This is a genomic window from Massilia sp. FBCC-B171 (genome assembly GCF_059134155.1).
Map to the genome: position 1 here is coordinate 4,078,380 of NZ_CP101443.1, position 20,738 is coordinate 4,099,117.

Annotated in this window: 21 protein-coding genes; 8 read left to right on the forward strand and 13 right to left on the reverse strand. The window is 61.3% G+C overall.

Translation table 11 applies throughout. From position 1 onward, the window contains the following. Nucleotides 1-40 precede the first annotated feature (40 nt). The 7 genes from NMB41_RS18505 to rfbD form a co-directional block, all read right to left on the reverse strand. Nucleotides 41-478, reverse strand: coding sequence for a YXWGXW repeat-containing protein (locus NMB41_RS18505; protein WP_494379266.1), 438 nt, complete (start codon nucleotides 476-478; stop codon nucleotides 41-43). A 242-nt stretch (nucleotides 479-720) separates the two neighbouring features. Then, complete coding sequence (locus NMB41_RS18510; protein ID WP_494379267.1) at nucleotides 721-1,062, reverse strand: energy transducer TonB; 342 nt, start codon at nucleotides 1,060-1,062, stop codon at nucleotides 721-723. An 80-nt stretch (nucleotides 1,063-1,142) separates the two neighbouring features. Beyond that, the gene (locus NMB41_RS18515; RefSeq protein WP_494379268.1) at nucleotides 1,143-2,903 is read right to left on the reverse strand and encodes a methyl-accepting chemotaxis protein; all 1,761 of its coding nucleotides are present in this window, start codon (nucleotides 2,901-2,903) and stop codon (nucleotides 1,143-1,145) included. Nucleotides 2,904-3,379: 476 nt separating this feature from the next. Beyond that, nucleotides 3,380-4,390: a tRNA dihydrouridine(20/20a) synthase DusA gene (gene dusA, locus NMB41_RS18520; RefSeq protein WP_494379269.1), complete on the reverse strand. Its 1,011-nt coding sequence runs from the start codon at nucleotides 4,388-4,390 to the stop codon at nucleotides 3,380-3,382. Nucleotides 4,391-4,609: 219 nt separating this feature from the next. Further along, complete coding sequence (locus NMB41_RS18525; RefSeq protein ID WP_494382870.1) at nucleotides 4,610-4,834, reverse strand: WbqC family protein; 225 nt, start codon at nucleotides 4,832-4,834, stop codon at nucleotides 4,610-4,612. A 98-nt stretch (nucleotides 4,835-4,932) separates the two neighbouring features. Then, the gene (locus tag NMB41_RS18530; RefSeq protein WP_494379270.1) at nucleotides 4,933-6,081 is read right to left on the reverse strand and encodes a DegT/DnrJ/EryC1/StrS family aminotransferase; all 1,149 of its coding nucleotides are present in this window, start codon (nucleotides 6,079-6,081) and stop codon (nucleotides 4,933-4,935) included. Between the two features lie 162 nt (nucleotides 6,082-6,243). Beyond that, complete coding sequence (gene rfbD, locus NMB41_RS18535) at nucleotides 6,244-7,149, reverse strand: dTDP-4-dehydrorhamnose reductase (protein WP_494379271.1); 906 nt, start codon at nucleotides 7,147-7,149, stop codon at nucleotides 6,244-6,246. Nucleotides 7,150-7,504: 355 nt separating this feature from the next. On the opposite strand from rfbD, the gene NMB41_RS18540 reads away from it, so the two are divergent. Beyond that, entirely contained in the window at nucleotides 7,505-8,635 is a 1,131-nt protein-coding gene (locus tag NMB41_RS18540) for a hypothetical protein (RefSeq protein WP_494379272.1), read from the forward strand. Between the two features lie 192 nt (nucleotides 8,636-8,827). Here NMB41_RS18540 and NMB41_RS18545 read toward each other — a convergent pair whose 3' ends face one another. From NMB41_RS18545 to NMB41_RS18560, 4 genes are all read right to left on the reverse strand, one after another. Then, complete coding sequence (locus NMB41_RS18545; RefSeq protein WP_494379273.1) at nucleotides 8,828-9,112, reverse strand: methyltransferase domain-containing protein; 285 nt, start codon at nucleotides 9,110-9,112, stop codon at nucleotides 8,828-8,830. Between the two features lie 81 nt (nucleotides 9,113-9,193). Continuing rightward, a complete protein-coding gene (locus NMB41_RS18550) occupies nucleotides 9,194-9,442 on the reverse strand; it encodes a hypothetical protein (RefSeq protein ID WP_494379274.1) in 249 nt (82 codons plus the stop codon). A gap of 363 nt (nucleotides 9,443-9,805) precedes the next feature. Continuing rightward, on the reverse strand, nucleotides 9,806-10,072 hold the full coding sequence (locus NMB41_RS18555) for a hypothetical protein (RefSeq protein ID WP_494379275.1): 267 nt from the start codon (nucleotides 10,070-10,072) through the stop codon (nucleotides 9,806-9,808). A gap of 108 nt (nucleotides 10,073-10,180) precedes the next feature. After that, nucleotides 10,181-11,044, reverse strand: a complete 864-nt coding sequence (locus tag NMB41_RS18560; protein ID WP_494379276.1) for a class I SAM-dependent methyltransferase — start codon at nucleotides 11,042-11,044, stop codon at nucleotides 10,181-10,183. Nucleotides 11,045-11,273: 229 nt separating this feature from the next. On the opposite strand from NMB41_RS18560, the gene NMB41_RS18565 reads away from it, so the two are divergent. From NMB41_RS18565 to NMB41_RS18585, 5 genes are read left to right on the forward strand one after another with little or no spacing between them, the layout of a single operon-like run. Beyond that, nucleotides 11,274-11,960 (forward strand): WbqC family protein, encoded by a 687-nt coding sequence (locus NMB41_RS18565; protein WP_494379277.1) that lies wholly within the window; start codon nucleotides 11,274-11,276, stop codon nucleotides 11,958-11,960. A 53-nt stretch (nucleotides 11,961-12,013) separates the two neighbouring features. Further along, nucleotides 12,014-12,481, forward strand: coding sequence for a GNAT family N-acetyltransferase (locus NMB41_RS18570; RefSeq protein WP_494379278.1), 468 nt, complete (start codon nucleotides 12,014-12,016; stop codon nucleotides 12,479-12,481). Beyond that, entirely contained in the window at nucleotides 12,474-12,842 is a 369-nt protein-coding gene (locus NMB41_RS18575) for a hypothetical protein (RefSeq protein ID WP_494379279.1), read from the forward strand. Before NMB41_RS18570 ends, NMB41_RS18575 begins: the two co-directional genes overlap by 8 nt. After that, nucleotides 12,734-13,363: a class I SAM-dependent methyltransferase gene (locus NMB41_RS18580; RefSeq protein WP_494379280.1), complete on the forward strand. Its 630-nt coding sequence runs from the start codon at nucleotides 12,734-12,736 to the stop codon at nucleotides 13,361-13,363. The genes NMB41_RS18575 and NMB41_RS18580 overlap by 109 nt, the downstream gene beginning before the upstream one ends. Beyond that, complete coding sequence (locus NMB41_RS18585; protein ID WP_494379281.1) at nucleotides 13,360-15,546, forward strand: O-linked N-acetylglucosamine transferase, SPINDLY family protein; 2,187 nt, start codon at nucleotides 13,360-13,362, stop codon at nucleotides 15,544-15,546. The genes NMB41_RS18580 and NMB41_RS18585 overlap by 4 nt, the downstream gene beginning before the upstream one ends. A 50-nt stretch (nucleotides 15,547-15,596) precedes the next feature. Here NMB41_RS18585 and NMB41_RS18590 read toward each other — a convergent pair whose 3' ends face one another. After that, the gene (locus NMB41_RS18590; RefSeq protein WP_494379282.1) at nucleotides 15,597-16,934 is read right to left on the reverse strand and encodes an IS4 family transposase; all 1,338 of its coding nucleotides are present in this window, start codon (nucleotides 16,932-16,934) and stop codon (nucleotides 15,597-15,599) included. Between the two features lie 85 nt (nucleotides 16,935-17,019). Further along, nucleotides 17,020-18,527 (reverse strand): transposase gene (locus NMB41_RS18595; RefSeq protein WP_494382871.1). Its coding sequence is split into 2 segments (ribosomal slippage): nucleotides 17,020-17,636 and nucleotides 17,636-18,527, totalling 1,509 coding nucleotides; the frame shifts between segments, so codons are not numbered across the junction. 362 nt (nucleotides 18,528-18,889) lie between these two features. Between NMB41_RS18595 and NMB41_RS18600 the strand changes: the two genes are divergently transcribed. Together NMB41_RS18600 and NMB41_RS18605 are read left to right on the forward strand one after the other, a co-directional pair. Further along, the gene (locus NMB41_RS18600) at nucleotides 18,890-19,747 is read left to right on the forward strand and encodes a flagellin N-terminal helical domain-containing protein (RefSeq protein WP_494379283.1); all 858 of its coding nucleotides are present in this window, start codon (nucleotides 18,890-18,892) and stop codon (nucleotides 19,745-19,747) included. Nucleotides 19,748-19,832: 85 nt separating this feature from the next. Then, a complete protein-coding gene (locus NMB41_RS18605) occupies nucleotides 19,833-20,666 on the forward strand; it encodes a hypothetical protein (protein WP_494379284.1) in 834 nt (277 codons plus the stop codon). Nucleotides 20,667-20,738: the final 72 nt, after the last annotated feature.

Here is a 20,738-nt window from a genome sequence, read left to right on the forward strand (position 1 = left end):
TTCTTCATTTCCGGGTCCGGCTTGCGCCGGCCCTTCCCGATTAATAACGATTCGGGTTGTTCGGACGCGCATCGTCGCGGTTGCGCACGCCATCGCCGTCACGGTCGCGGTTCGGGCGGTCGGCGTAGTTCGGGATGCCGTCGCGGTCGCGGTCGCCGTTCGGGCCGCGGTTCCAGCCGCCGCGCTGCATCACCCAGCCGTCGCCATCGCGGCGCCATTCAGGGCGGGCATAGACGTAGCCGACACGGACACGCTCGTGGTGGCCCTTGACCCAGGTGTAGCGGCGGCCATTCCAGTTCCAGTAGCCCGGAATCCATTCATAGCCGCGGCGTGCCGCAGGGACTGCTTCGCGGCGCAGCGCAGGCGGCGCCTTTTGTACGACGATGACTTCGGTACGATTGTGCTGAGCTTGTGCAACCGGCGCGAAGGCGGCCGTGCTGATGATGGCGGCGGCAACAGTGAAGAGGATCTTTTTCATGGTAGTGCTCCTTTCGGTTCGGTGTGAGATCACTATAGCCAAACGTTCCGGCGCACAATAGAACTGATGCAAGTGCTTACAATCGATACATTTGGCTGGATTCCATTAACAAACTGGAAACCTTATGCTACCCCGCCGGGCGTTTTTCCAGCGCACGGACGAGTCCGCCAGTAGCGCCCCCTCCACAAAACAAAACAGCCGGCACAAGGCCGGCTGTTCTTCACGCGCGATACGGCAGCAGATTAGTCGAGCTTCCATGCGTAGTCGACCTTGGCCCAGGTCTGGGCTGGTGCGCCATCCTTCATGCCCGGCTTGAATTTGCATGCCGTCAGGCCCTTCTTGGCGGCATTGTCGAGGCCCTTGAAGCCGCTCGACTTGTCCAGCTTCGAATCGGCGACGCTGCCGTCGGCGTTGACGAGGAACGACATCGAGGTCGTGCCCTGCTCTTCGTTCATCAGCGAGGCTTTCGGGTATTCGACCTTGCACTTGGAAGGGTCGAACGACGCTGGGGTTTCGGCGGCGAAGGCCGAACCGGCGAAGGCGGTGAAAGCGAAGGCGATGATGCTCAGGGTAGTTTTTTTCATGATTGTCGTTCCTGTTAAGTTTTGTTAATCAGCCGCTGACTGCTTGCGGTCTTTCAGTGAGTCCGGCGGATCGCCGTAATTTAAAATTCTTCCCAGTCGTCGGTGCCGGCGGTGACCGGTGCCTTCTTCGGCTTGGCTGGTGCTGCTGCTGCTGCGCTCTTCTTGACGGGAGGGCGCGCCGGGCGTGCCGCCGGGGTGCGCACTGCCGGCAGGGTCGCCACCGGTGCTGCTGCTTTTGCCGGTGCTGCCAGGGTCGGCTCGATGTTCTGCGCTTCGCCTTCGACCAGCCTGAAGATGCTGACCACGCGGCTCAGTTCACCGGCCTGGTCCTGCAGGCTCTGGGCGGCGGCTGCCGCTTCCTCGACCAGGGCCGCATTCTGCTGGGTCATGCTGTCCATCTCGATGATCGACATGTTCACCTGCTCGATGCCGGCGCTCTGCTCGGCGCTGGCATTGGCGATCTCGCCCATGATGTCGGTCACGCGTTTCACGCTCGCCACCACTTCGTCCATCGTCACGCCGGCCTGGCCGACCAGCTTGCTGCCGCGCTCGACCTTCTCGACCGAGTCGCCGATCAGGGTCTTGATTTCCTTGGCGGCGGCCGCCGAACGCTGGGCCAGGTTACGCACTTCGGAAGCGACGACCGCGAAACCGCGGCCCTGCTCGCCGGCACGTGCCGCTTCGACCGCGGCGTTCAGCGCCAGGATGTTGGTCTGGAAAGCGATGCCGTCGATGACGCTGATGATGTCGGCGATCTTGTTGGCGGAGCTGTTGATCTCGCCCATCGTGCCGACCACTTGCGAGACCACGTCGCCACCCTTGCGGGCCACGTCCGAGGCGCTGGCCGCTAGCTGGTTGGCTTCACGGGCATGTTCGGCGTTCTGCTTGACGGTGGTGGTCAGGGTTTCCATCGCCGAAGCGGTCTTTTCCAGCGAGCTGGCCTGCAGTTCGGTACGCGAAGACAGGTCGATGTTGCCGGCGGCGATTTCACGCGAGGCGGTGCCGATGGTTTCAGTGCCGCGGCGCACCTGGCCGACGATCGTGACCAGGCTGTTGCGCATTTCGTTCATCTCGGCCAGCAGGCTGCCTTTATCGGCGGTGCGGGTATCGATGGCAATGGCCAGGTCGCCGTGGGCGATGCTGGTGGCGATCTTCGCCGTGTAGTCCGGCTCGCCGCCGAGCTGCTTGATCAGGCCGCGGGTGATGAACCAGGCTGCCGCCACGCCCATGGCAACGGCGGCCACCAGCATGAACAGCATGAAGTCGCGGGTGCTGGCGAAAGCGGACTCGGCATCCTTCTGGCTCTGGGCGCTTTGTGCGTCTTCCATGGCGACCAGCTTGTCGAGCGCTTCGGTCCACTTCTTCTGGACTGGACGCACTTCCTTGATCATGACGCGGGTCGCGCTCATGGCGTCGTTGGCCAGGTAGAGCTCGGAAGCCTTGGCGATGGCCGGCATGGCGGCCGCTTCGTGACCCTTGATTTCAGCGAGCAGGGCTTTCTCGGCATCGCTGCCGTTTGCGCCGAAGATGCCGCTCAGCTTTTTCTGTGCTTCGTCGTACTTGGCCGTCTGTTCCTTGAACTTCTTGAGTTCCGGTTCCATCTCGGTGGCTTCGGTCATCAGGGTCAGCACGCGCAGCGAGGCCAGGCGGTCAAGCACGTTGTTGCGCATTTCGATGACGGCGCGGCTCGACACATTGTTGACGCTGACCACGTGGTCGAGGCGGTCCTGGATCTGCGCCATGCGCACGATGCCGACCGTGGTGACCGCAACGAGCAGCACCAGCACCAGGGCGAACCCCAGTCCCAGCCGCATGCCAACCTTCATCTTCGATAAATTCATTTCGCTTCCCTGGCTTGTTGATCTGATTGCTTCGTAAGGCCGTCGGTCGACGCTGCATTCCTAACGGCAATTATTTCCCTTAGGATAAATCAAAAGCTGGCCGCCGAGGCTCCGAAACTGTGCAAAGCAAAAAAATGCTGTCTGGCGGCATACGTCTGCTGCAAATTTTCAATCCCACGAGTGAAATTATGAATTGGCTCTTGCTGCAGAGCAAGCTCGGGATTGACCTGTCTACACAAATCGTCATTTCCGTGTAGTAAATTTCCTACACGCAAGATAAACAGCACGTTCGTACTTGTCTAGCCAACCACAGTCTATGGCCCAGGGCAATCGTCATGGTGACTCTGACAAGGCGTTGAGCGCACCGTGCGGCAACATGGCGGCACCACCAAGGTGCGCCGGCGTTCAGAAGGGAGATGAAAAGGAAGAAAAAGCCAGGCAGGCGGCGGCTTGCCGGCCCCTGCCCTGCTTGCAAATTACATGCTGCGGATCTGCGCTGCCGCCTCGAGCAGCAGTTGCGGGTCGGCCGTGGCCAGTTTTTTCGGGTCCGACAGCATCTGGCGGAAGACGCGCGCGCCCGGCAGGCCTGCGGTCAGGCCCAGCATGTGGCGCGTGATGCTGTTGAGCTTCAGGCCAAAGCCGCCGTATTGCGCGAGCTGCTCACTAATATAAGGGACCATCGCGGCCAGCACTTCGGCGCGCGTTTTCGGCACTGCCGTATCGCCATAGAAGCGCGCATCCCAGTTCACCATCGAATAGGGGTTGTGGTAAGCCTCGCGCCCGAGCATGACGCCGTCGAGGTGCTGCAGATGCAGCGCGATTTCGTCGTCCGTCTTGATGCCGCCGTTGATGATGATTTCCAGCGCGGGAAACTCGCGCTTGAGCTGGTAGGCCACTTCATAGCGCAGCGGCGGGATCTCGCGGTTTTCCTTGGGCGAGAGCCCTTTGAGCACTGCATTGCGGGCGTGGACGATGAAGGTGCGGCAGCCGGCATCCGCAATGATGCCGACGAAATCGCGCACGAAGCCGTAGTCCTCGTTCTTGTCGATGCCGATCCGGTGCTTCACCGTGACGTCGATCGAGACCGCGTCGCGCATCGCTTTCACGCAGTCGGCCACCAGCTGCGGCTCGTTCATCAGGCAGGCGCCGAAAGCCCCGCGCTGCACGCGTTCGGACGGGCAGCCGCAATTGAGGTTGATCTCGTCATAGCCCCACTCCTGCCCCAGCTTCGCCGCTTTCGCCAGGTCGGCCGGCTCGCTACCGCCCAGCTGCAGCGCGATCGGGTGCTCGATCCCGTCGAAGCGCAGGTGGCGTTCGACGTCGCCGTACACCAGCGCGCCGGTGGTCACCATCTCGGAATAGAGCCAGGTGTGCTTCGTGATCTGGCGGTGGAAGACGCGGCAGTGGCGGTCGGTCCAGTCCATCATGGGCGCAACCGACAGGCGGCGTCCGCTGGCCACGGGCGTAAGAGTTGTTTCGAGAGTCATGGTGCGAAGAAGGGTTCGAGGGCGGCAGCGATGCGCCGCGCATGCGGTAGGGGTAACGGTATTGTACCGCAGCCTCAAGGGGCCGCGCGGACACGGCCGTCCATGGTCGCACGTCGTGCACCCCACCACTGAGTTCGTCAGGTCACCAGGCGTATTGCACCATCTCGGCTACTGCCGAGGACGTGTCCGAATGTCAGACCTGCTCCTGGCTACCGGAATTCAATCCCCAATCGTTGTTCGTCGCGACGGAGGCCCGGCTGAAACCCGGCACCAGGCTGTTGCGGCCATGGCGTACGGCGCCATCTTTTCCTTCCACAGTTCGCCCGGCTGCACGTCGATCTGGTTGATCTTAAGGAACGGGCTCGCGCCGGATAGCGGAATCGTAAAATAAGGCACCGTACCGTTCAGATAAAGGCGGTTGCGGTTGATCCAGCCGTTCTTGATGAAATTGACATCGTCGTAGAAGACAAATTTGTCGACGAACGCAGCAAGCTGGAAATACCCTTATATGGAAATAAAGTAGGGCTGCATGATGGCGAGTCTCATTGGCCGGCCCCTGCAATGACATCGACCACGCGGCGGACCTCGTCATCGGACAGGTTCGGATAGATCGGCAAGCACAAGATTTGCCGCGCCGCCTTGGCCGCAACTGGCAAGTTGCCCTGCTGGGCAGATGGCATACCGCGGTACATCGGAAAATCGGTAATCAGTGGGTAGAAATAGCGCCGGGCATAGATGCCCCGCGTTTTCAATTTCTCATACAGCGCGTCGCGGTCGAGAGCAAAACCGGATTCGACGAAAACCGGGAAATACGAGTAGTTCGAAACGGTATGCCCAGCGGTGCCCAGGCACCGGATGCCAGGGATATGCGCCAACATGTCCCTGTACATGCGGTCGATTTCACCGCGGCGGGCAATGGCACGGTCAACGCTTTTGAGCTGAAGCATGCCGAACGCAGCATTGATTTCGCTCATTTTGCCGTTGATCCCGGGCGCCACGACCGTCAATTCATCGACAAATCCGAAGTTTTTCAAATGATCGATCCGCAACTTCGTCTTTGCGTCCGGGCAGATGATGGCTCCCCCTTCGAAGGTATTGAAGACTTTGGTCGCGTGAAAGCTCAGCACCGACAGGTCACCGTGCTTGAGCACGCTTCCATCCTGCCCTTGCACACCGAATGCATGCGCGGCGTCGTAGATGACCTTCAGGTTGTAGTTGTCGGCAATTTTTTGAATGGCTTCGACATCGCAAGGGTTGCCATAGCAATGGACGGGCATGATCGCCGTGGTGTGCGGCGTGATGGCGGCTTCGATTTTTGCGGGGTCAAGATTGAGCGTGTTCGGATCGACGTCGACAAACACAGGTTTGATGCCGTTCCAGAGTAGCGAGTGAGCCGTTGCAACGAACGAATACGGGGTCGTGATGACTTCACCGGTAACGCGCAATGCCTGCAATGCGGTAACGAGGGCAATGGTCCCGTTGCTGAACAAAGCCAGATGCTCGACGCCGAGGTACTCGCACAAGGCACGCTCGAGCTGTTGATGGAAGGGGCCGCCATTGGTCAGGATCTTATTGTCCCAGATCTGCTCCAGGTACGGATAGAACTCCTCCAATGGAGGCAGGAACGGTTGGGTGACGTAAATGGGTTTCTGGTCGTTCATGATCACTTTCGCCTCGCTGTCGCCTTCCATACCCGCTCCCCTGTTCGCTCATCCGCCATGCAGTACCGCATTATCGCTGGTATTGCCGCACGACTATAAGGGGAGCACGAAGGGAAAACCCTGCCAGTTCGATGCTCGGCGCTGCGACCGCCCCCTCGGCCGGGCCAGGATCAGCCCTTCCCGTCCGGCGGCTCATAACCGGCCAGTTGCAGCCAGCTCGGCGACGAGGCGATCGACATGGTCGCGCCAGTACGGCATCCGGAGACTGAAGGTGGTTTCGAACAATCGGGTGTCGAGGCGCGAATTGCGCGGGCGCGCGGCAGGCGTCGGCCATGCCTGCGTGGTAACCGGCAGCACCGATTCCGGCGTCGCCTGGAGCCGGGCACCTCTGGCGAGCGCCTCGGCCAGCACGTGCTGCGCGTAGCCGTGCCAGGTCGTGGCGCCGGCCGCCGCGAGGTGATAGGTGCCGGACATGGCGCTCGCTGCCGGGCCCGCGCCGCGCAGGCGGTGCAGCGCCAGCGCCGTGGCGTCGGCGATCAGCTCGGCGCTGGTCGGCGCACCATACTGGTCGGCGATGACGTTCAGGCTGTCACGCTCCTTCGCCAGGCGCAGGATGGTAGTCGGGAAATTGCCGCCACGCGCTGCGAAAACCCAGCCGGTCCGCAAAATCAGGTGGCGAGCGCCGCTGGCGCGGATGCGCTGCTCGCCCTCGCACTTGGTACGCCCGTAGACGGACAATGGGTTCGTCGCATCGCCCTCGGCATAAGCACCCTCTTTCGCGCCGTCGAACACATAGTCGGTCGAATAATGCACGAGCCAGGCGCCGCTGGCCGCGGCTTCCTCGGCCAGCACGCCCGGGGACAGCACATTGACATTGTGACAGGTGGCCGCCTCGCTCTCTGCCTTGTCGACGGCCGTATAAGCCGCGGCGTTGACTATTATGTCCGGGCCGAAAGCGGCAACTGGCGCGCGCAGCGTTGCGGGATGCGCGAAGTCGGCGTCGGCGCGGCCAAGGGCGCGCAACTCGCCGAGCGGCGCGAGCGCGCGCTGCAGTTCCCAGCCGATCTGGCCGTCTCTTCCAAACAGGAGTATCTTCATGCCTGTTACTGCTTTTCTATTTTCCGACGGAAATTCTACGTGCAAAGCCAAAGGCTTCGGTTAAATCTGCCTGGATAGCCGGCGTTTTGCCCGACTGCGTCGGACTGCGAGCAAGTCGCGCGGCAACCCTGACTCGGATCGCCTGATTGCTCTCGCTGTCTCCTTGCAGCTAAAATAGCCGCAGAGAAAGTCCGCGGCGGACGCCTGGAGCTACACGCGGCCTGGAACGACCATACCGTGTTTGCAAATCGATGGCATGACACGTCCCCCCCCACTTTACCCCATAAATATGAGCATCGTAATACTTAACTGGCAAGGGGGGGAGAACGATCCCTTCACCTATTTCAGCACATGCATGAAGCAGGCGTTCGAGCGGATGGGGCGTCCGACGCACGTCGTCAATCTCGACGATTCGATGACGTCCAGGCTGATTGAACTCGACAACAAGGGTATCGATTTTGCCATTGTATGGCAGGGCCTGGGCCTGCAGCTTGGCGCTACGGACAGCGACCCCACTACCATCTGGGACAAGCTGAAGATACCGGTAATCAGCTATCACGGCGACCACCCATGCCACATGCCGATCAATCACAAGGCCTTGTCGCCCTGGGTGCAGCATATCTACAGCGCGGCTTCGTTCGCCATGTTCGCGAATGCGCACATTCCGCGCCAGAACGCTGCAACGTTCTTTCCGGTGCCTGCGGTGTATAGCAATGGCGTCAAAGGTGAATTCAAGGGGGATTTCTTCGTCTTCCCCAAGAATCTCGATGATCTCGACGCGACGCTGACCGGGTGGCGCGGGCAAGCGGATCGCCTGGTCACATGCTTCCTGCTCGAGGCCGCGGACGCGATCATCGGCGAATTCAGGAACGGCAATCGTACGAGTCATCACGACATCATCGACGGCATGCTCAATCCGGAGATGATGGCGGCGCTCTGCGCGGACCTGAATAGCTCGGAGATGTCGATACGTTTTCACATCCATTCGCAGCTCGACAAAATTCACCGCAACGCGGTTGCCGAGCACGTCGTCAACGATCTCAAGGATGTGCCGCTCAAAATCTACGGGAGGGGCTGGGAGCGTTTCCGTGGCAGGCGGAACCCGCATCACGAATTTCTCCAGTTTGACGCGATGTCGGACAACGCGTTCCAGTTTGCGTCCCAATACGGCATCATCGACGCGGCGCCGATTCACGATGCCTTGCACGACCGTACCGTTCGTGCGGTCTCCAACCGGGCGGGCTTCCTGATGGGATCCAATTGGTCGTACGAGACCTTCCTTGGCGGCGACTACGGCAACCTGTTCTTCGACGGCGCCGCCGGCGAGTTACGCGCCCGCGCAGAGCGCGTCATGCAGTCGCCCGAGGCCCACCGGGCGCAGTGTCGCGACTTCGCGCTGCAATATCAGCACCACTTCTCGCTCTTCAGTTTCGTCAAGTACTTCGAGGGAATAAGCGACACGATCAGGGCGCGCGCAAGGGCGTGATCGGCAACGCCCTGTCGCAATAGCGTTCTGCGATCGCTTTCAAGGAGCCCGCGCCCCGAGACCAAACCCGCAATCGCTGATAACGGCAGGCTGCGGAAACGGTCCAGGCGGCGGTGCGGGTTGCCGCTCCAGACTACGCCGACGCGTGGACGGGTCTTTTCTCGCTGCACTACGGCCCAGGCCGGCATGACGTTATAAAACCAGTGGGTAGTCGGGCTGAAACTGTGGAGGTGCAGGCCATGCCGTTCGGCCAGCGGGGCCAGACTGCGCGCCGAGAACAGGCTGGCCGTTGCGCGGCGCGGCATACCACCAGGTCAGGCGCCCATGCGGCACGATGTTGCCGTCACTGACGACGGTCGAGAACAGCACCAGGCATTCCTCGTCCATCAGAGTGCGCAAGTTCGTCATCAGGCTGTCCGGGTCCGGGACGTGCTCGAACACTTCGAACGAGGTGATCAGGTTGAACTTGCCGAGCAATTCGGGCCTCGTGCCGTCGCCCGGGAAGGGATCGAAGCTGGCCGTGTTCCAGTCGTGTACTGGTGAGAGCGCGAGAAAGCGCTACCTTAAACCTGATTCACTTAATACCAGATCAGGGTCAGCAAGCGAGACGAGCCGGTCGGCTACGTTGTCGCGCATCTCGATGACCGCACGGCTCGACACCTTGTAGACGCTGACCACATGGTCGAGACGGCCCTGGATCCTTGCCATGCGCAGGACGACCACCACGGTGATCGCAGCGAGCAGCACCAGTACCAAGGCAAAGCCCACTCCCAGCCGTATGCCGACTTTCGTCTTCCATAAAATCATTCGCTTTCCTGTCTGCTGATCGGATTTGCTTCCCGGATGCCCTTCACCAGAAGCTGCATTCTATTGCCATAAGTTTCCGCAAGATAATCAACAGTGCGTCGCCATGGCTCCGAATTTTGGAGGTGGTCTTGCATCAGGGCAAGCAAGCACTCGACTTGTCTACACGAACGCAAAGAGAACGAACGTTTTTATGGCGATCGCCGCAGTAAGTGGGCTATGGAAAACAAAATAGTCGGAAAGACAGCGAAGTCTTGGTAGTGCGGGAGGCATCAGGCGTACGGTCTGGCATGCCGGCATGGCAGCAGCGGCGGGCGGAAAGAAACAGCCGGCGGCGATCGTGCGGCCGCCCGCCGTGCAGGAGGATTACAGCGAGCGAATCCGGGCAGCCGGCTCAAGCAGCAGTTGCGGGTCGGCGCCGGCCAGCTTCTTCGGATCCGACAGCATCTGGCGGAACGCCCGCGCGCCCGTCAGGCCCAGCATCTGGCGCGTCATGCTGTTGAACTTGAGGCCATGGCCGCCGTACTGCGCCAGCTGTGCCGTGATATACGGGCCCATCGCCGCCAGTACCTCGGCGCGCGTCTTCGGCGCAGCATCGTCGCCATGGAAACGGGCGTCCCAGTGGGAATGCAAGCGCGGTGCCGGCGTTAAGGACGGGTGGCCATTGCTACCTGTGTTCACCTCGCTGAAACCTTGGGCAAGTCCCAGGCTTGCTGGCGCCGAGGTCACCTGCACCTGTTCTCAGAACCCTTTCCAATAATCGACAAAGCCCGATTTATAATGGAAATACCGGGTCTGCACCTCCCGGTTTATCTTGTCGATTTGCTCTTCCAGGTCCTGTGAGCGCGGGTGAGCTTGTTTGAACAGGAACCAGCTTTTCGCTTGCGGCGAGTAGACAGACGCCGTATACCCCCATTGCTCCATCAGTAACGCCATACTTCTATTGGTATGGAAAGCAGTATGGACCATTGGAGTGATGTAGAACCAGTTTGGATCTTTCGGTACTCGCTCGCAAACGACCGTGTGGAGCATCAAAACGCCATCATCTGCAACGAGATTGTTGACCTCGTCCAAGGCTTGCCGGTCGAGCACGTGCTCGAACATCGCGCTGTTAATCACCAGCTTGTGCTTCCCGCCCTCGTCCGCGACATACTCGAGGTTTTCGTCGTCGCTTCGAACATAGCGGTCGAATATTTTGATCCGGAGATTCAGGTACTTGGCCAGAAATTTGGACAATGTGCCATAGCCTGCGGCGTAGTCGAGGGTCCGGTCGATATCCACCAGGTTGTTCTTGCTTAGCATCGCTAGCGCCAAGGCCTGCTCCGCATAAGGGGGCTGGTTGGTTGTTTGGCTCTCCACATCATTCTCCCAATTATGATGCCAACTCGAATTGAGAGTCGACCACTCACTTGAGGTCATTTCCTGATGGGTCTTCGAAATCACAAAGCCGCAGTTTCCGCATTTCCAGTAATCGACTTTCAACCCTGCTGGAAAGGGACTACCCGGGTAGCCGGAATAATTCTTCGAGAAAAAATACTCGGTATTGGACTGACAGACCAAGCAGCGATGCTGCCCGTCCTCCTGTTTAGATGCATGAGGTGACATAGTGAACCAGTTGCGTTCCTGGACGATTATTGTAGAGATGCGTCGGCGAGTGGCGTGCCGCTGCCGGGACGTCCGCAGCGGGAGCAAAAAAAATTTCCTTACGGCAGTTTAACCCATGGCCACCCACGTTACAATTCGCTCCATGCAATCAACCTTGAGGAAACCAGACACGTTGGCCAGGCCGCCGTCAAGCGACCCAGCAGCTACGCGGCCCTTGACGCTAGCAGTCATGCAGCCCTACTTCCTGCCTTACATTGGATATTTTCAGCTGATCGCGGCGTGCGACCTGTTTGTTGTATATGACAACATCAAGTACACCAAGAAAGGCTGGATCAACCGGAACCGGATGCTGCGTGATGGCCAGGACGTCATGTTCTCCCTGCCGCTGCAAAACGACGCCGATCACCTGGACATCGACCGGCGTGTGCTGGCGGCGGCGCCCGATCCGCCAAAATGGCTGGCCCAGCTTAAGGGAGCGTATCGCCACGCGCCCTTCTTCGCGCAAACGCTGCCGCTGCTCGAACAGATCGCCGAATGCCGGGAAGCCAATCTGTTCAGTTACCTGCACCATGCCCTGCTGGCGACCTGCGCCCACCTGGATATTCGCACCCCGATCCGCGTTTCCTCGAGCGTCGACATTGACCACCAACTGAAGAGCCAGGAAAAGGTACTGGCGCTGTGCGGAGCACTCGGCGCGAACACTTACATTAATAGCAGGGGCGGGATGGACCTGTACCAACCCGCGGTGTTTACGCAACGCGGTATTGCACTTCGCTTTATCGGCTCCAGACCACTCGTGTATCCGCAGTTCGACGGCGCCCCGTTCGTGCCCTGGCTGTCTATCGTCGACGTCCTGATGTTCAATCCACTCGATGTGGTCCGCCACTGGGTGCAAACCCATGTCGAGTGGCTCTGACCAATGATCCAGTGCAAAACGGTGGTCAGCTTGAACCTTTGCGCATCGCGACGATGACCGCCGAGATCACCTACCGGCACGACGCTGCCAGCCTGGAGCAGGTAACTGCGCTGCTGCGCCACACCGACGCGAGCTTCGTTCCGCCGCTGAGCAGCCGGGTCGACCTGGCGGCCTACGCGCACAAGATCGTGAGCCATGCGGTGCGCCTGGAAGCATGGCACGGCGCCGAGCCGGTGGCATTGCTGGCCATGTACTGCAACGACCCGGCCAGCGCTACCGCCTACATCACCAGCGTCAGCGTCGCGCCGGCCTTTGCGCGGCGCGGCATCGCCAGTGCGCTGCTGGCCGCCGGCATGGCGCATGCCCGCGCGACTGGCATGCGCGCCATCGGGCTCGAGGTCGATACCAGCAACGAGGCCGCACGGCGCCTCTATGAAACACACGGCTTTGCCGCGACCAATTCGTGCGGACGGAGTCTCCAGATGAGTCTGCAGCTATACACGAGGAATGAACATGAGTAAGGGACGCGACTACAACGTCGAAATGCAGGACAGCACTGGCCGCAAATACGCGTATGGCTTCGACTTCGACGTCATGCATCCTTACATGATCCGCTCCTTCGAGCCCTTTTTCCGGCCGGGCAGCCTGCTCGAACTGGGCAGCTTCAAGGGCGCGCTCACGCGCCGCCTGCTCGCCCACTCCGACGACATTACCTGCGTCGAAGCGTCGGATGAAGCGATCAGGGGGGGGCGCGGGCCGAACTGGGACAGCGGGTGCACATCATCAACGCGCGTTTCGAGGATGTGCAGCTGCCACAACGCTACGACAACATCGTCTTCACCCATGTCCTCGAGCACCTCGACGACCCGGTCGCGGTACTGAAGCGCATCAACGCCGAATGGCTCGCACCGGGAGGTCGCCTGTTCCTGGTCTGCCCCAACGCCAACGCGCCGTCGCGCCAGATTGCGGTCAAGATGGGTTTAATCGAGCACAACAGCAGTGTCACGCCGGCCGAACGCGAGCATGGCCACCTGCGCAACTACAGCCTCGACACGCTGGAACGTGACGCGGTCGCCGCCGGGCTCGTGGTGCGGCAGCGCTCGGGGATCTTCTTCAAGGCGCTGGCCAATTTCCAGTGGGACCGTTTGCTGCAAACGGACATCATCTCAGCTGAGTATCTGGATGGTTGTTACGCAATGGGCCAGCAGTATCCCGACCTGTGCGCGAGCATTTTTTGCTGTGCGAAGCCGGTCCGCCGCCGCAACCGGGCGAATGAATTTTTTAACGCACATTTTGCGATAAATTCCATGGCAATTCCTGCATCAGCAACAGCCAAAGCCGGCATCATCGCGTCCCTGGCGATTTACAATATCGGCCGACACCATTTCCTCGCAAAAATATGAATTCACCTGTCCCGTCCCCCTCCACCACGGCCCGCACTGCCGCTAACGTTGAACTCGAACAGCACCGCCAGGCCGTCCGCCGCAACCCGCGCGATGCGAATGCCCATGCCCTGCTCGGCCTGGCGCTGCTACGCCAGCGCGAACTGGCGGAAGGCGTGGCCGGGCTGCGCCGCGCGCTCGAACTCAATCCGAAAGTGAAGGGGCTGCACGCCGTGCTGGCGGCCGCACTGTTCGAGATGGCGGCCTACGAAGATGCGGCGGCGGCCTACCGCCAGGCATTGCGCTTCCAGGACGCCGTCGACCTGCACCAGGGCCTGACCGATACGCTGCTGCGCCTGGGCCGCCACGACGAAGCGGAAGCCAGCGCGCGCCGCGCGGTCGCGCTGGCGCCCGGGAATGCCACCATCCTGCTGACGCTGGCCAGTGTGCTGCACGCCAGAGAGCAGAACGAGGAACTGGTCGCTGTACTGCAGAGCATGCTCGCGCTCGAGCCGGGGAACGTCGATGCGCGTTACGACCTCGGGCACCTGTTATATGGCATGCACCGTTACGAGGAAGCGCTCGCCTGCCACCAGGAGGTGGTCGCGCGCGCCGCGGGCCATGTCAAGGCACACCGCTACGTGGGCCTGTCCCTGCGCAGCCTGCGCCGCAGGAGCGAGGCGATTGCCGCGTTCGAGAACGCCATTGCCCTTGCCCCTGACGACGCCCAGCTGCTGGCCGACCTCGGCGCCACCCTGCAGATGGATGGCCAGATGCCGAGCGCGGTGGAGGTGCTGGAGCGTGCACTGGCGCTGGAACCGCATAACGGCATGGGCTTGTTGGCACTGACCCAATCCCGTTTCGCGCTCGGCGAATGGCAGGAGGCCTTGCGCCTGGCACGCGTGACCATGGAGGCCAATCCCACACCAGAAATCCACAGCATGCTGCTCTTCATCCTCAGCCACTGCTGCCTTGACGCCGACGAGCTGACCCGCGAACACTTTGCCTATGGCGAACGTTGGGAGCGCCCGCTGCTGGCGCAGCGCCAGCCGCACGGCAACGAGCGAGATCCGCTGCGCCGCCTGCGCATCGGCATCGTGTCGGGCGACCTCTACCGCCACGCGGTCACGAGCTTCGTGGCGCCAGTGTTCGAGGCCCTGAAGGACAGCCAGCAGCTCGCCCTGCACGTCTTTTACAACAACAACGTCGAAGACGAGACGACGCGCAAGCTGCGCTCGGAGGCCGCAGCCTGGCACCCGATCATGCATCTCGACGACGACGCGGTCGAACGCCTGGTCCGCGACGACGGCATCGACATCCTGATCGACCTGTCGGGCCACTCGGCCCTCAACCGCCTGCCGCTGTTTGCCCGCAAGCCGGCACCGGTACAGGCTACCTGGATCGGCTACGCCGGCACCACCGGCCTGCAGGCCATGGACTACATCCTGTTCGACCGTTTCCAGGCCCCGAACGGCCGCTACGACAGCCAGTTCACCGAAAAGATCGTCGACCTGCCGCTGGGCGCACCTTTCCTGCCGTTTGCGGGCGCACCGCCGGTCAACGATTTGCCGGCACTGTCGAACGGTCACCTGACCTTCGGCAGCTTCCACCGCGCCAGCAAGCTCAGCAGGGAAGTCATCGCACACTGGTCCAAACTCCTGCATGCAATACCGGACGCGAAAATGCTGCTGGGCGGCCTGCAGGCCGGCATCGACGACGTACTGGTCGACTGGTTCGAGGCCGAAGGCATCCCGCGCGAGCGCCTGCTGCTGCGCGAGCGCAGCAACATGCAGATATACCTGCAGCAGCACCACGATGTCGATATCTGCCTCAGCCCCTTCCCCTACACCGGGTCGACCACCATTGGCCACGCACTGTGGATGGGTGTGCCCACCCTGTCGACCGTGGGGGCAACCAATCCGAGCCATGGGGCGGCGACGTTCATGTACCACCTTGGCTTGGGTACCTTCATCACCGAGGACGACGAGATGTACGTCAAGCTCGGTGTATTCCTGTCGCAAAATGTGGGAGCCCTGGCCGCGATGCGCGCCTCGATGCGCGAGCGTTTCGCGAACTCGGCTGTTGGCCACCCGAACGTCGCCGCGGCCGGCCTCGAACTGGGGCTGCGCAAGATGTGGCAGCGCTGGTGCGCGGGCGAAGCGCCTGCCGCGCTGCGGGTAGACCTGTCCGAACTGGCAGACTGACCGGACATCACCCTGTCCGATGGCAAGGCCGGCTATATGCCTAATGCCAGTCAGTTAAGCTGACTGGCATTTTTTGTTGGGTATTTGACTCTCATGGGTTTAACGACTCTTGGGTAGGATCGTTTTCGACGCTCAGGAAGAAGATAGGCACGAGCTTGGCTACGCAGCCATGCAAGACGTTTAGGGAAGGTGCCAGGCGTTTGTAAAGGCCAATGATACAGAGCTGTGGTGATAGCCAGAGCTAGCCATTGAAAGCTTAGACGTTGTGGCGGTACCTTTAGCTCATCGGCCATCTGGGCTATCTCATGGCGCAAAAGGTTGTAGGCAATGAGCACTCCCCATACTTCCTGACGAACCAACTCTGGCAGCTTGCTGCGCAGGACAGGGGCAGTCTTCAGCATGCCCTGCTTAATCTCTCTAAATCCAAGTTCGATTTCCCAGCGTTGAATGTAATGCGCGGCGATGTCGCGAGCCAGGAAACGCCGGGCATCGCACAAAGACGTCAAGAACTGTCGCTGCTGTCCACCAACCATGCATCTGATGAGCCTAGCCTGCCAATGTGTTGGCAGATCAGGGCGCAGTTGGCGCGCCTGCTGCGATACGGGTAGACGTACCAAGTAGTCGTCCGGAGAAAATTCGTGCACGACTTCGTAGCGCAATGGTGTCTTGGCGCGCATGAGCCAATGCCTTTGCTCGCCCGCCTGCTGCCAATCGAGTAGAAACGCAGCAGAGAAGTAGGCGCGATCGAAGATCGTCAGCGAATTATCCGGGACTTTTTGCACGAGTGGCTTTGCAAGAGTAAGTTCGCCGGTAAGGAAGTCGCCAAAACTGGCACCACGAACCAAGTGGTTATAGGTATCCATCAAACACACAGCGCGCAGCTGCGGCCAAGCACCACTGCCGCCGCCGCCATTGGGGTGAGCAAATTGTGCAGCATTGGCCGGCGTATCGGGAATTGACCAGACTACGCCATCAACTGCGTAGGTGCGTAGGCCTTGAAAAAGCTCTCGGTTCGGCGTGTCCTGATTACTCCACGTACTTGCCAACCGCTCGAACAACCATGCCAGTGGTGCTTCCCCCAGCCGTTCCCGTCCAGCCACTGCGGCACTAGGGACGGGCGCAGTTGAAGTCGGACCCTCAGCAAGATCAAGCTGCTGCACGATGTGCCATATCGGTTCGTTGCGAAACAAGGCGAGGCCGATAACTAGCCAAACCATGCGCTCTGCAGGCAAACGACGGCGTCGAACTGAAACGGTCTTGGTTTGCTGCAGCGCTTCATCGATCCAAGTTGGATCGATCAGACTGGCAAAACGGTCGAACTCATGCGGTGCCAGGGTTGCTGCATAGTCCATGTCGAGTTGGAGAGCCATAATGAAAAACGGATTCACGTTGATCGTGAATCCGTTTTAGTCGCTGCCGTCAGCTCGTCAAGCCCTTAACTGACTGGCATTAGGCTATATGCCGGCTTTTTTTCTAGGAAAGCAAAGTCAGCTTGTCGATTTCCAGCTCAAGCATTGCAAGGTAGTGCTCGGGATGTTTGCGGAAGCGGCAGCGTAGGCGGCGCGCGTTGTGTCGCTGTTCGAGTTCGGCGCGTCGTGCGCGCCAGCGTGCATGCGGCACGCTGGCCAGCATTTGCACCGTCACCAAGGCGTCCCGCGTGTACAGTGACGCCGGCACGCGCACACTGCCGTCGGTCACGAGTGAGGGGGACGCGACTTTGCGCCCACTGGCTCGTCGCTCGTGATAGCGCACGCGGCCAAACGTCTGCTCCAGCGCATTGTTAGTACGTGGCAGGTCAGCGATCCGGTAGCAGTAAAACAGATTGTCACCGTAACTGCGTGTCACCTTGAGGAAGTGCTGCGCCGATGCGCGTAGGGCTGCGGGCACGTCGGCCCCGTCCAGCCCTTGCAACCATTGGTCGTAGCGCCGCCGTACTGTCTGCGTGCTTGCGCCGTCTGCATTGTCCAGGATAGTGCTGGCCTGGCGCACCCATTGCGCGCCTCGCCTCACCTCTGGCCACAGCGGCGCGCAGTATGCAAGGGCGCGTTGCAGGATGCCTTGGAGTCGCTTCAGCGTGGCCGGCGCCCCCTTTTTTTGCCTGCTGTTTCCAGGCTGGTTTCGATCTGTTCTATTCGCTCAGCCAGCTGCAATCCGGAAAACGCCAAGGGTGGCCGGGCGTCGTCGGTCATGGCACTGCGCACGGCCGCGCAGTAACCCAGCACCACGTCGTCGCCGGCATCGGTTTGATGCTCGGCCGAGCGCTCGATGCTACGCACGTCGCGCACGCGTTTTTTCAATTCCTTTTTAGCGTGGCGGTCCGCTTCCCATATCGGCCGCGCTGCCTCGCGCAGATAGTGGAACTGGCACAGCTGGTGGGGCACGTCCGGTAAGGCTTGGGCAACTGCGATATGCAAGCTGTTTTGCCCGTCGGAGAGCACGGCCACCACGGGCACCGGCAGCGAGGCGGCGACATCCTCGATGAGTGCGCGCAGTTCAGTGCTTGCCGACGAAAGCAGGCTGCGCGCGCACAGGATTGTTCCGGACAGGACGTCTCGCACCACCCACAGTACTTCGTGACCGACATCGGGCTGCAGGCCATCGACGGCGAGGATGACGCGTCCCTGCGCTGACAGCTGGGACGCGCGCTCCGGAAGCGTCTCCAGAGCCAGGCTTAACAAAAGATCGTACTGGGCCAGCAGGTTTTGTGTCGTGCGCAGCGCCAGCGACACGCCTTCCTGTTCCAGTTGCGCGTGGATTTCCGTGCATGAGCGATGCTCGCGGTAGCGCAACTGCCCGACGCGCAAAACGACGTCCAGGCCAAATTCCTGCGCCGGCAAGGCCCAGTGGCCTTCGTCCTCGGGATGGTAGGGATGATGGAAACAGGTGCAGCCGGCGTGCTCGCAGCGACGAATGGACAGGTGCAGGCGCACTAGTCCACGTCGGGTCATCAGCTTGCGCTTTTTGGTGTACGCCACCGACATCGGCTGCCCACATGCCGGACAGGTGAGCATGCAAGGGGTAAGCCGGACTTCTTCGACCGGCTCGGCTCGGGCGGTATCACGGGACATGGCGTTCTCCCTAACTCAATCCGCGTTAGACCTTCAACGCATCAAGTTGTGCCAGCCAAGCCCCTTTTGCTTTCCTAGTTTTTTTTGGGCGGATGGCGGGACGCGCCGGCAAGACTTTTACAGGCCCTAAAAATAAATTTAAAAAAATTTCCGTACGGCACTTAATGACTTCAAGAAATCCGTCGTCTTGTACTTGTGAGAGCGAGACAAACTCGACTGAAATCTCACCGAACGCACCGCCGAACCGAACTTTACTGAATCCCTAGGAGCCTACCATGCTGAGCCTGCACACCAACACCGCTACCCTGTCCGCCCAGTCGTCGATCGGCAAGACCCAATCGTCGCTGTCGACCTCGATGACCCGCCTGTCGACCGGCTACCGCATCAACTCGGCAAAAGACGACGCCGCCGGCCTGCAGATCGCCTCGCGCCTGAAAGCCCAGACCTCGGGCATGGCCGTCGCAATGCGCAACACCCAGAACGCCACCGCGATGCTGCAGACCGCCGACGGCGCGCTGGACGAAGTCACCAACATGCTGGTCCGCATGAAGGACCTCGCTACCCAGGCAGCCGACGCTTCGTCGACCGCAGCTGACCAGACCGCGATGCAGTCGGAATTCGATGCACTTGGCAAAGAACTGGGCAACGTCATGAAGAACACCACCTTCGGTGGCAAGACCCTGCTGGTCGCCGGCACCGTCGCTTCCTCGATGACCTTCCAGATCGGCGCATCGGCCAGCGAAACCATGGCTGTCGACCTGAGCGCTGACATGACCTCGGTCGGTACCGCCCTGACCTCGGCCACGGCCAACTACGCCGCGGCCGCTACCGGCACCGAACTGACCGCCGCCGGCGCCGCTAACGGCGCGATCACCAAGCTCGACACTGCGCTGGCATCGGTCAACAAGGTGCGTTCGGGCCTCGGCGCTGCGTCGAACCGCCTCGAGCACGTGTATAACAACCTGTCGAACATCAGCAGCAACACCAAGGCGGCAACCGGCTTGATCATGGACGTCGACTTCGCAACCGAATCGTCGAACATGACCACCAAGCAGATGCTGATGCAAGCTGGCACCGCAATGCTGAAGCAAACCAACAGCATGTCGTCGATGGTCATGTCGCTGCTGCAGTAATCACGGCTACCCCCGGCTGACTCAGCCGGGCGTATCATGGGCCAGCCGATTTTCGGCTGGCCTTTTTTTATACCTGGATCGCGCCATGAACCCGCTCTCGCTCTCCGCTCCCCTGCTGCCCCCTGTCACGCCGCCGCTGCAGGCAACTGCCATTGCCGCCATCGCGCCGGTTGCCCTTGCAGCCGCTGAAAGCTACCTGCCGCTGCCGCAGTCGCAGCCGCTGGTCAATCCTCAGCCTGCCGCGAACGGCGCCGAGCAGCAGGACGGCGCGGCGATGCGTCCCGACCAGGTCTTCATGTCGCGCCAGATGATTTTTGCGCAGGCCGACGGGCGCACCCTGGCCGGCAACTGGCGTTCGATGGTGGGCAATTACGGCGCCAGCCTGATCGAGCGCGAGCTGCGCGCCCGTGGTGGCGCCCTGCCCCCGACCCTGATGCTGGTCGGCCAGAACGGCCGCGTGCCGCAGCGCGCCCTGGAGCACCAGCTGCCGGCCGACGCCTGGCGTTTCACGGTGCATGCGGGCAGCGCCCAGGCGCAGCATCTGCAGGTCTTGCGCAAGGCCGCCGATGGCGGCGCGGGCCGGCGCCGCCGTCCGCGCGCGGCGCTGCGCCTCGAACTGGCGCTGGCCGACGGCAGCCACGTCGCGGTGCAGGTCGAGCCGGCGCCGGGTGGCGTGGCAATCGAGATGGCGGCGCCCGACGCGGCCGTGCTGGCGCGCCTGCACGCCTTGCAGCCGGCGCTGGACGCGGCGGTGGAACGCGCCGGGCTGGTGGTGGTGCGCTGGAGTTTCAGGACGGGCGTCGCGCCGGCCGGGTCGGCGCACGCGACGCTGGCGGCGGAGGATGCGGCGGAGGTGCTGACCTTGCCGGTGTTTCGGGCGGTGGCGGAACTGGCCTTGATGCTGCCGGCGCAGGGGTGAAATTTTATTTCACCAGGGCGGCTTCGGTGAAAGGATATTTCATTCGGGCGTTATCGGTTCATATGCAACGCG

Coding starts and splice junctions, on each gene's coding strand:
- NMB41_RS18530 (WP_494379270.1), bottom strand. CDS start 6,081: ATGGAAGGCGACAGCGAGGCGAAAGTGATCATGAACGACCAGAAACCC.
- NMB41_RS18540 (WP_494379272.1), top strand. CDS start 7,505: ATGAAGCAGGCGTTCGAGCGGATGGGGCGTCCGACGCACGTCGTCAAT.
- NMB41_RS18585 (WP_494379281.1), top strand. CDS start 13,360: ATGAATTCACCTGTCCCGTCCCCCTCCACCACGGCCCGCACTGCCGCT.
- NMB41_RS18505 (WP_494379266.1), bottom strand. CDS start 478: ATGAAAAAGATCCTCTTCACTGTTGCCGCCGCCATCATCAGCACGGCC.
- NMB41_RS18600 (WP_494379283.1), top strand. CDS start 18,890: ATGCTGAGCCTGCACACCAACACCGCTACCCTGTCCGCCCAGTCGTCG.
- NMB41_RS18515 (WP_494379268.1), bottom strand. CDS start 2,903: ATGAATTTATCGAAGATGAAGGTTGGCATGCGGCTGGGACTGGGGTTC.
- NMB41_RS18575 (WP_494379279.1), top strand. CDS start 12,474: ATGAGTAAGGGACGCGACTACAACGTCGAAATGCAGGACAGCACTGGC.
- NMB41_RS18550 (WP_494379274.1), bottom strand. CDS start 9,442: ATGATTTTATGGAAGACGAAAGTCGGCATACGGCTGGGAGTGGGCTTT.
- NMB41_RS18565 (WP_494379277.1), top strand. CDS start 11,274: ATGCAGCCCTACTTCCTGCCTTACATTGGATATTTTCAGCTGATCGCG.
- rfbD (WP_494379271.1), bottom strand. CDS start 7,149: ATGAAGATACTCCTGTTTGGAAGAGACGGCCAGATCGGCTGGGAACTG.
- NMB41_RS18605 (WP_494379284.1), top strand. CDS start 19,833: ATGAACCCGCTCTCGCTCTCCGCTCCCCTGCTGCCCCCTGTCACGCCG.
- NMB41_RS18570 (WP_494379278.1), top strand. CDS start 12,014: ATGACCGCCGAGATCACCTACCGGCACGACGCTGCCAGCCTGGAGCAG.
- NMB41_RS18560 (WP_494379276.1), bottom strand. CDS start 11,044: ATGTCACCTCATGCATCTAAACAGGAGGACGGGCAGCATCGCTGCTTG.
- NMB41_RS18510 (WP_494379267.1), bottom strand. CDS start 1,062: ATGAAAAAAACTACCCTGAGCATCATCGCCTTCGCTTTCACCGCCTTC.
- dusA (WP_494379269.1), bottom strand. CDS start 4,390: ATGACTCTCGAAACAACTCTTACGCCCGTGGCCAGCGGACGCCGCCTG.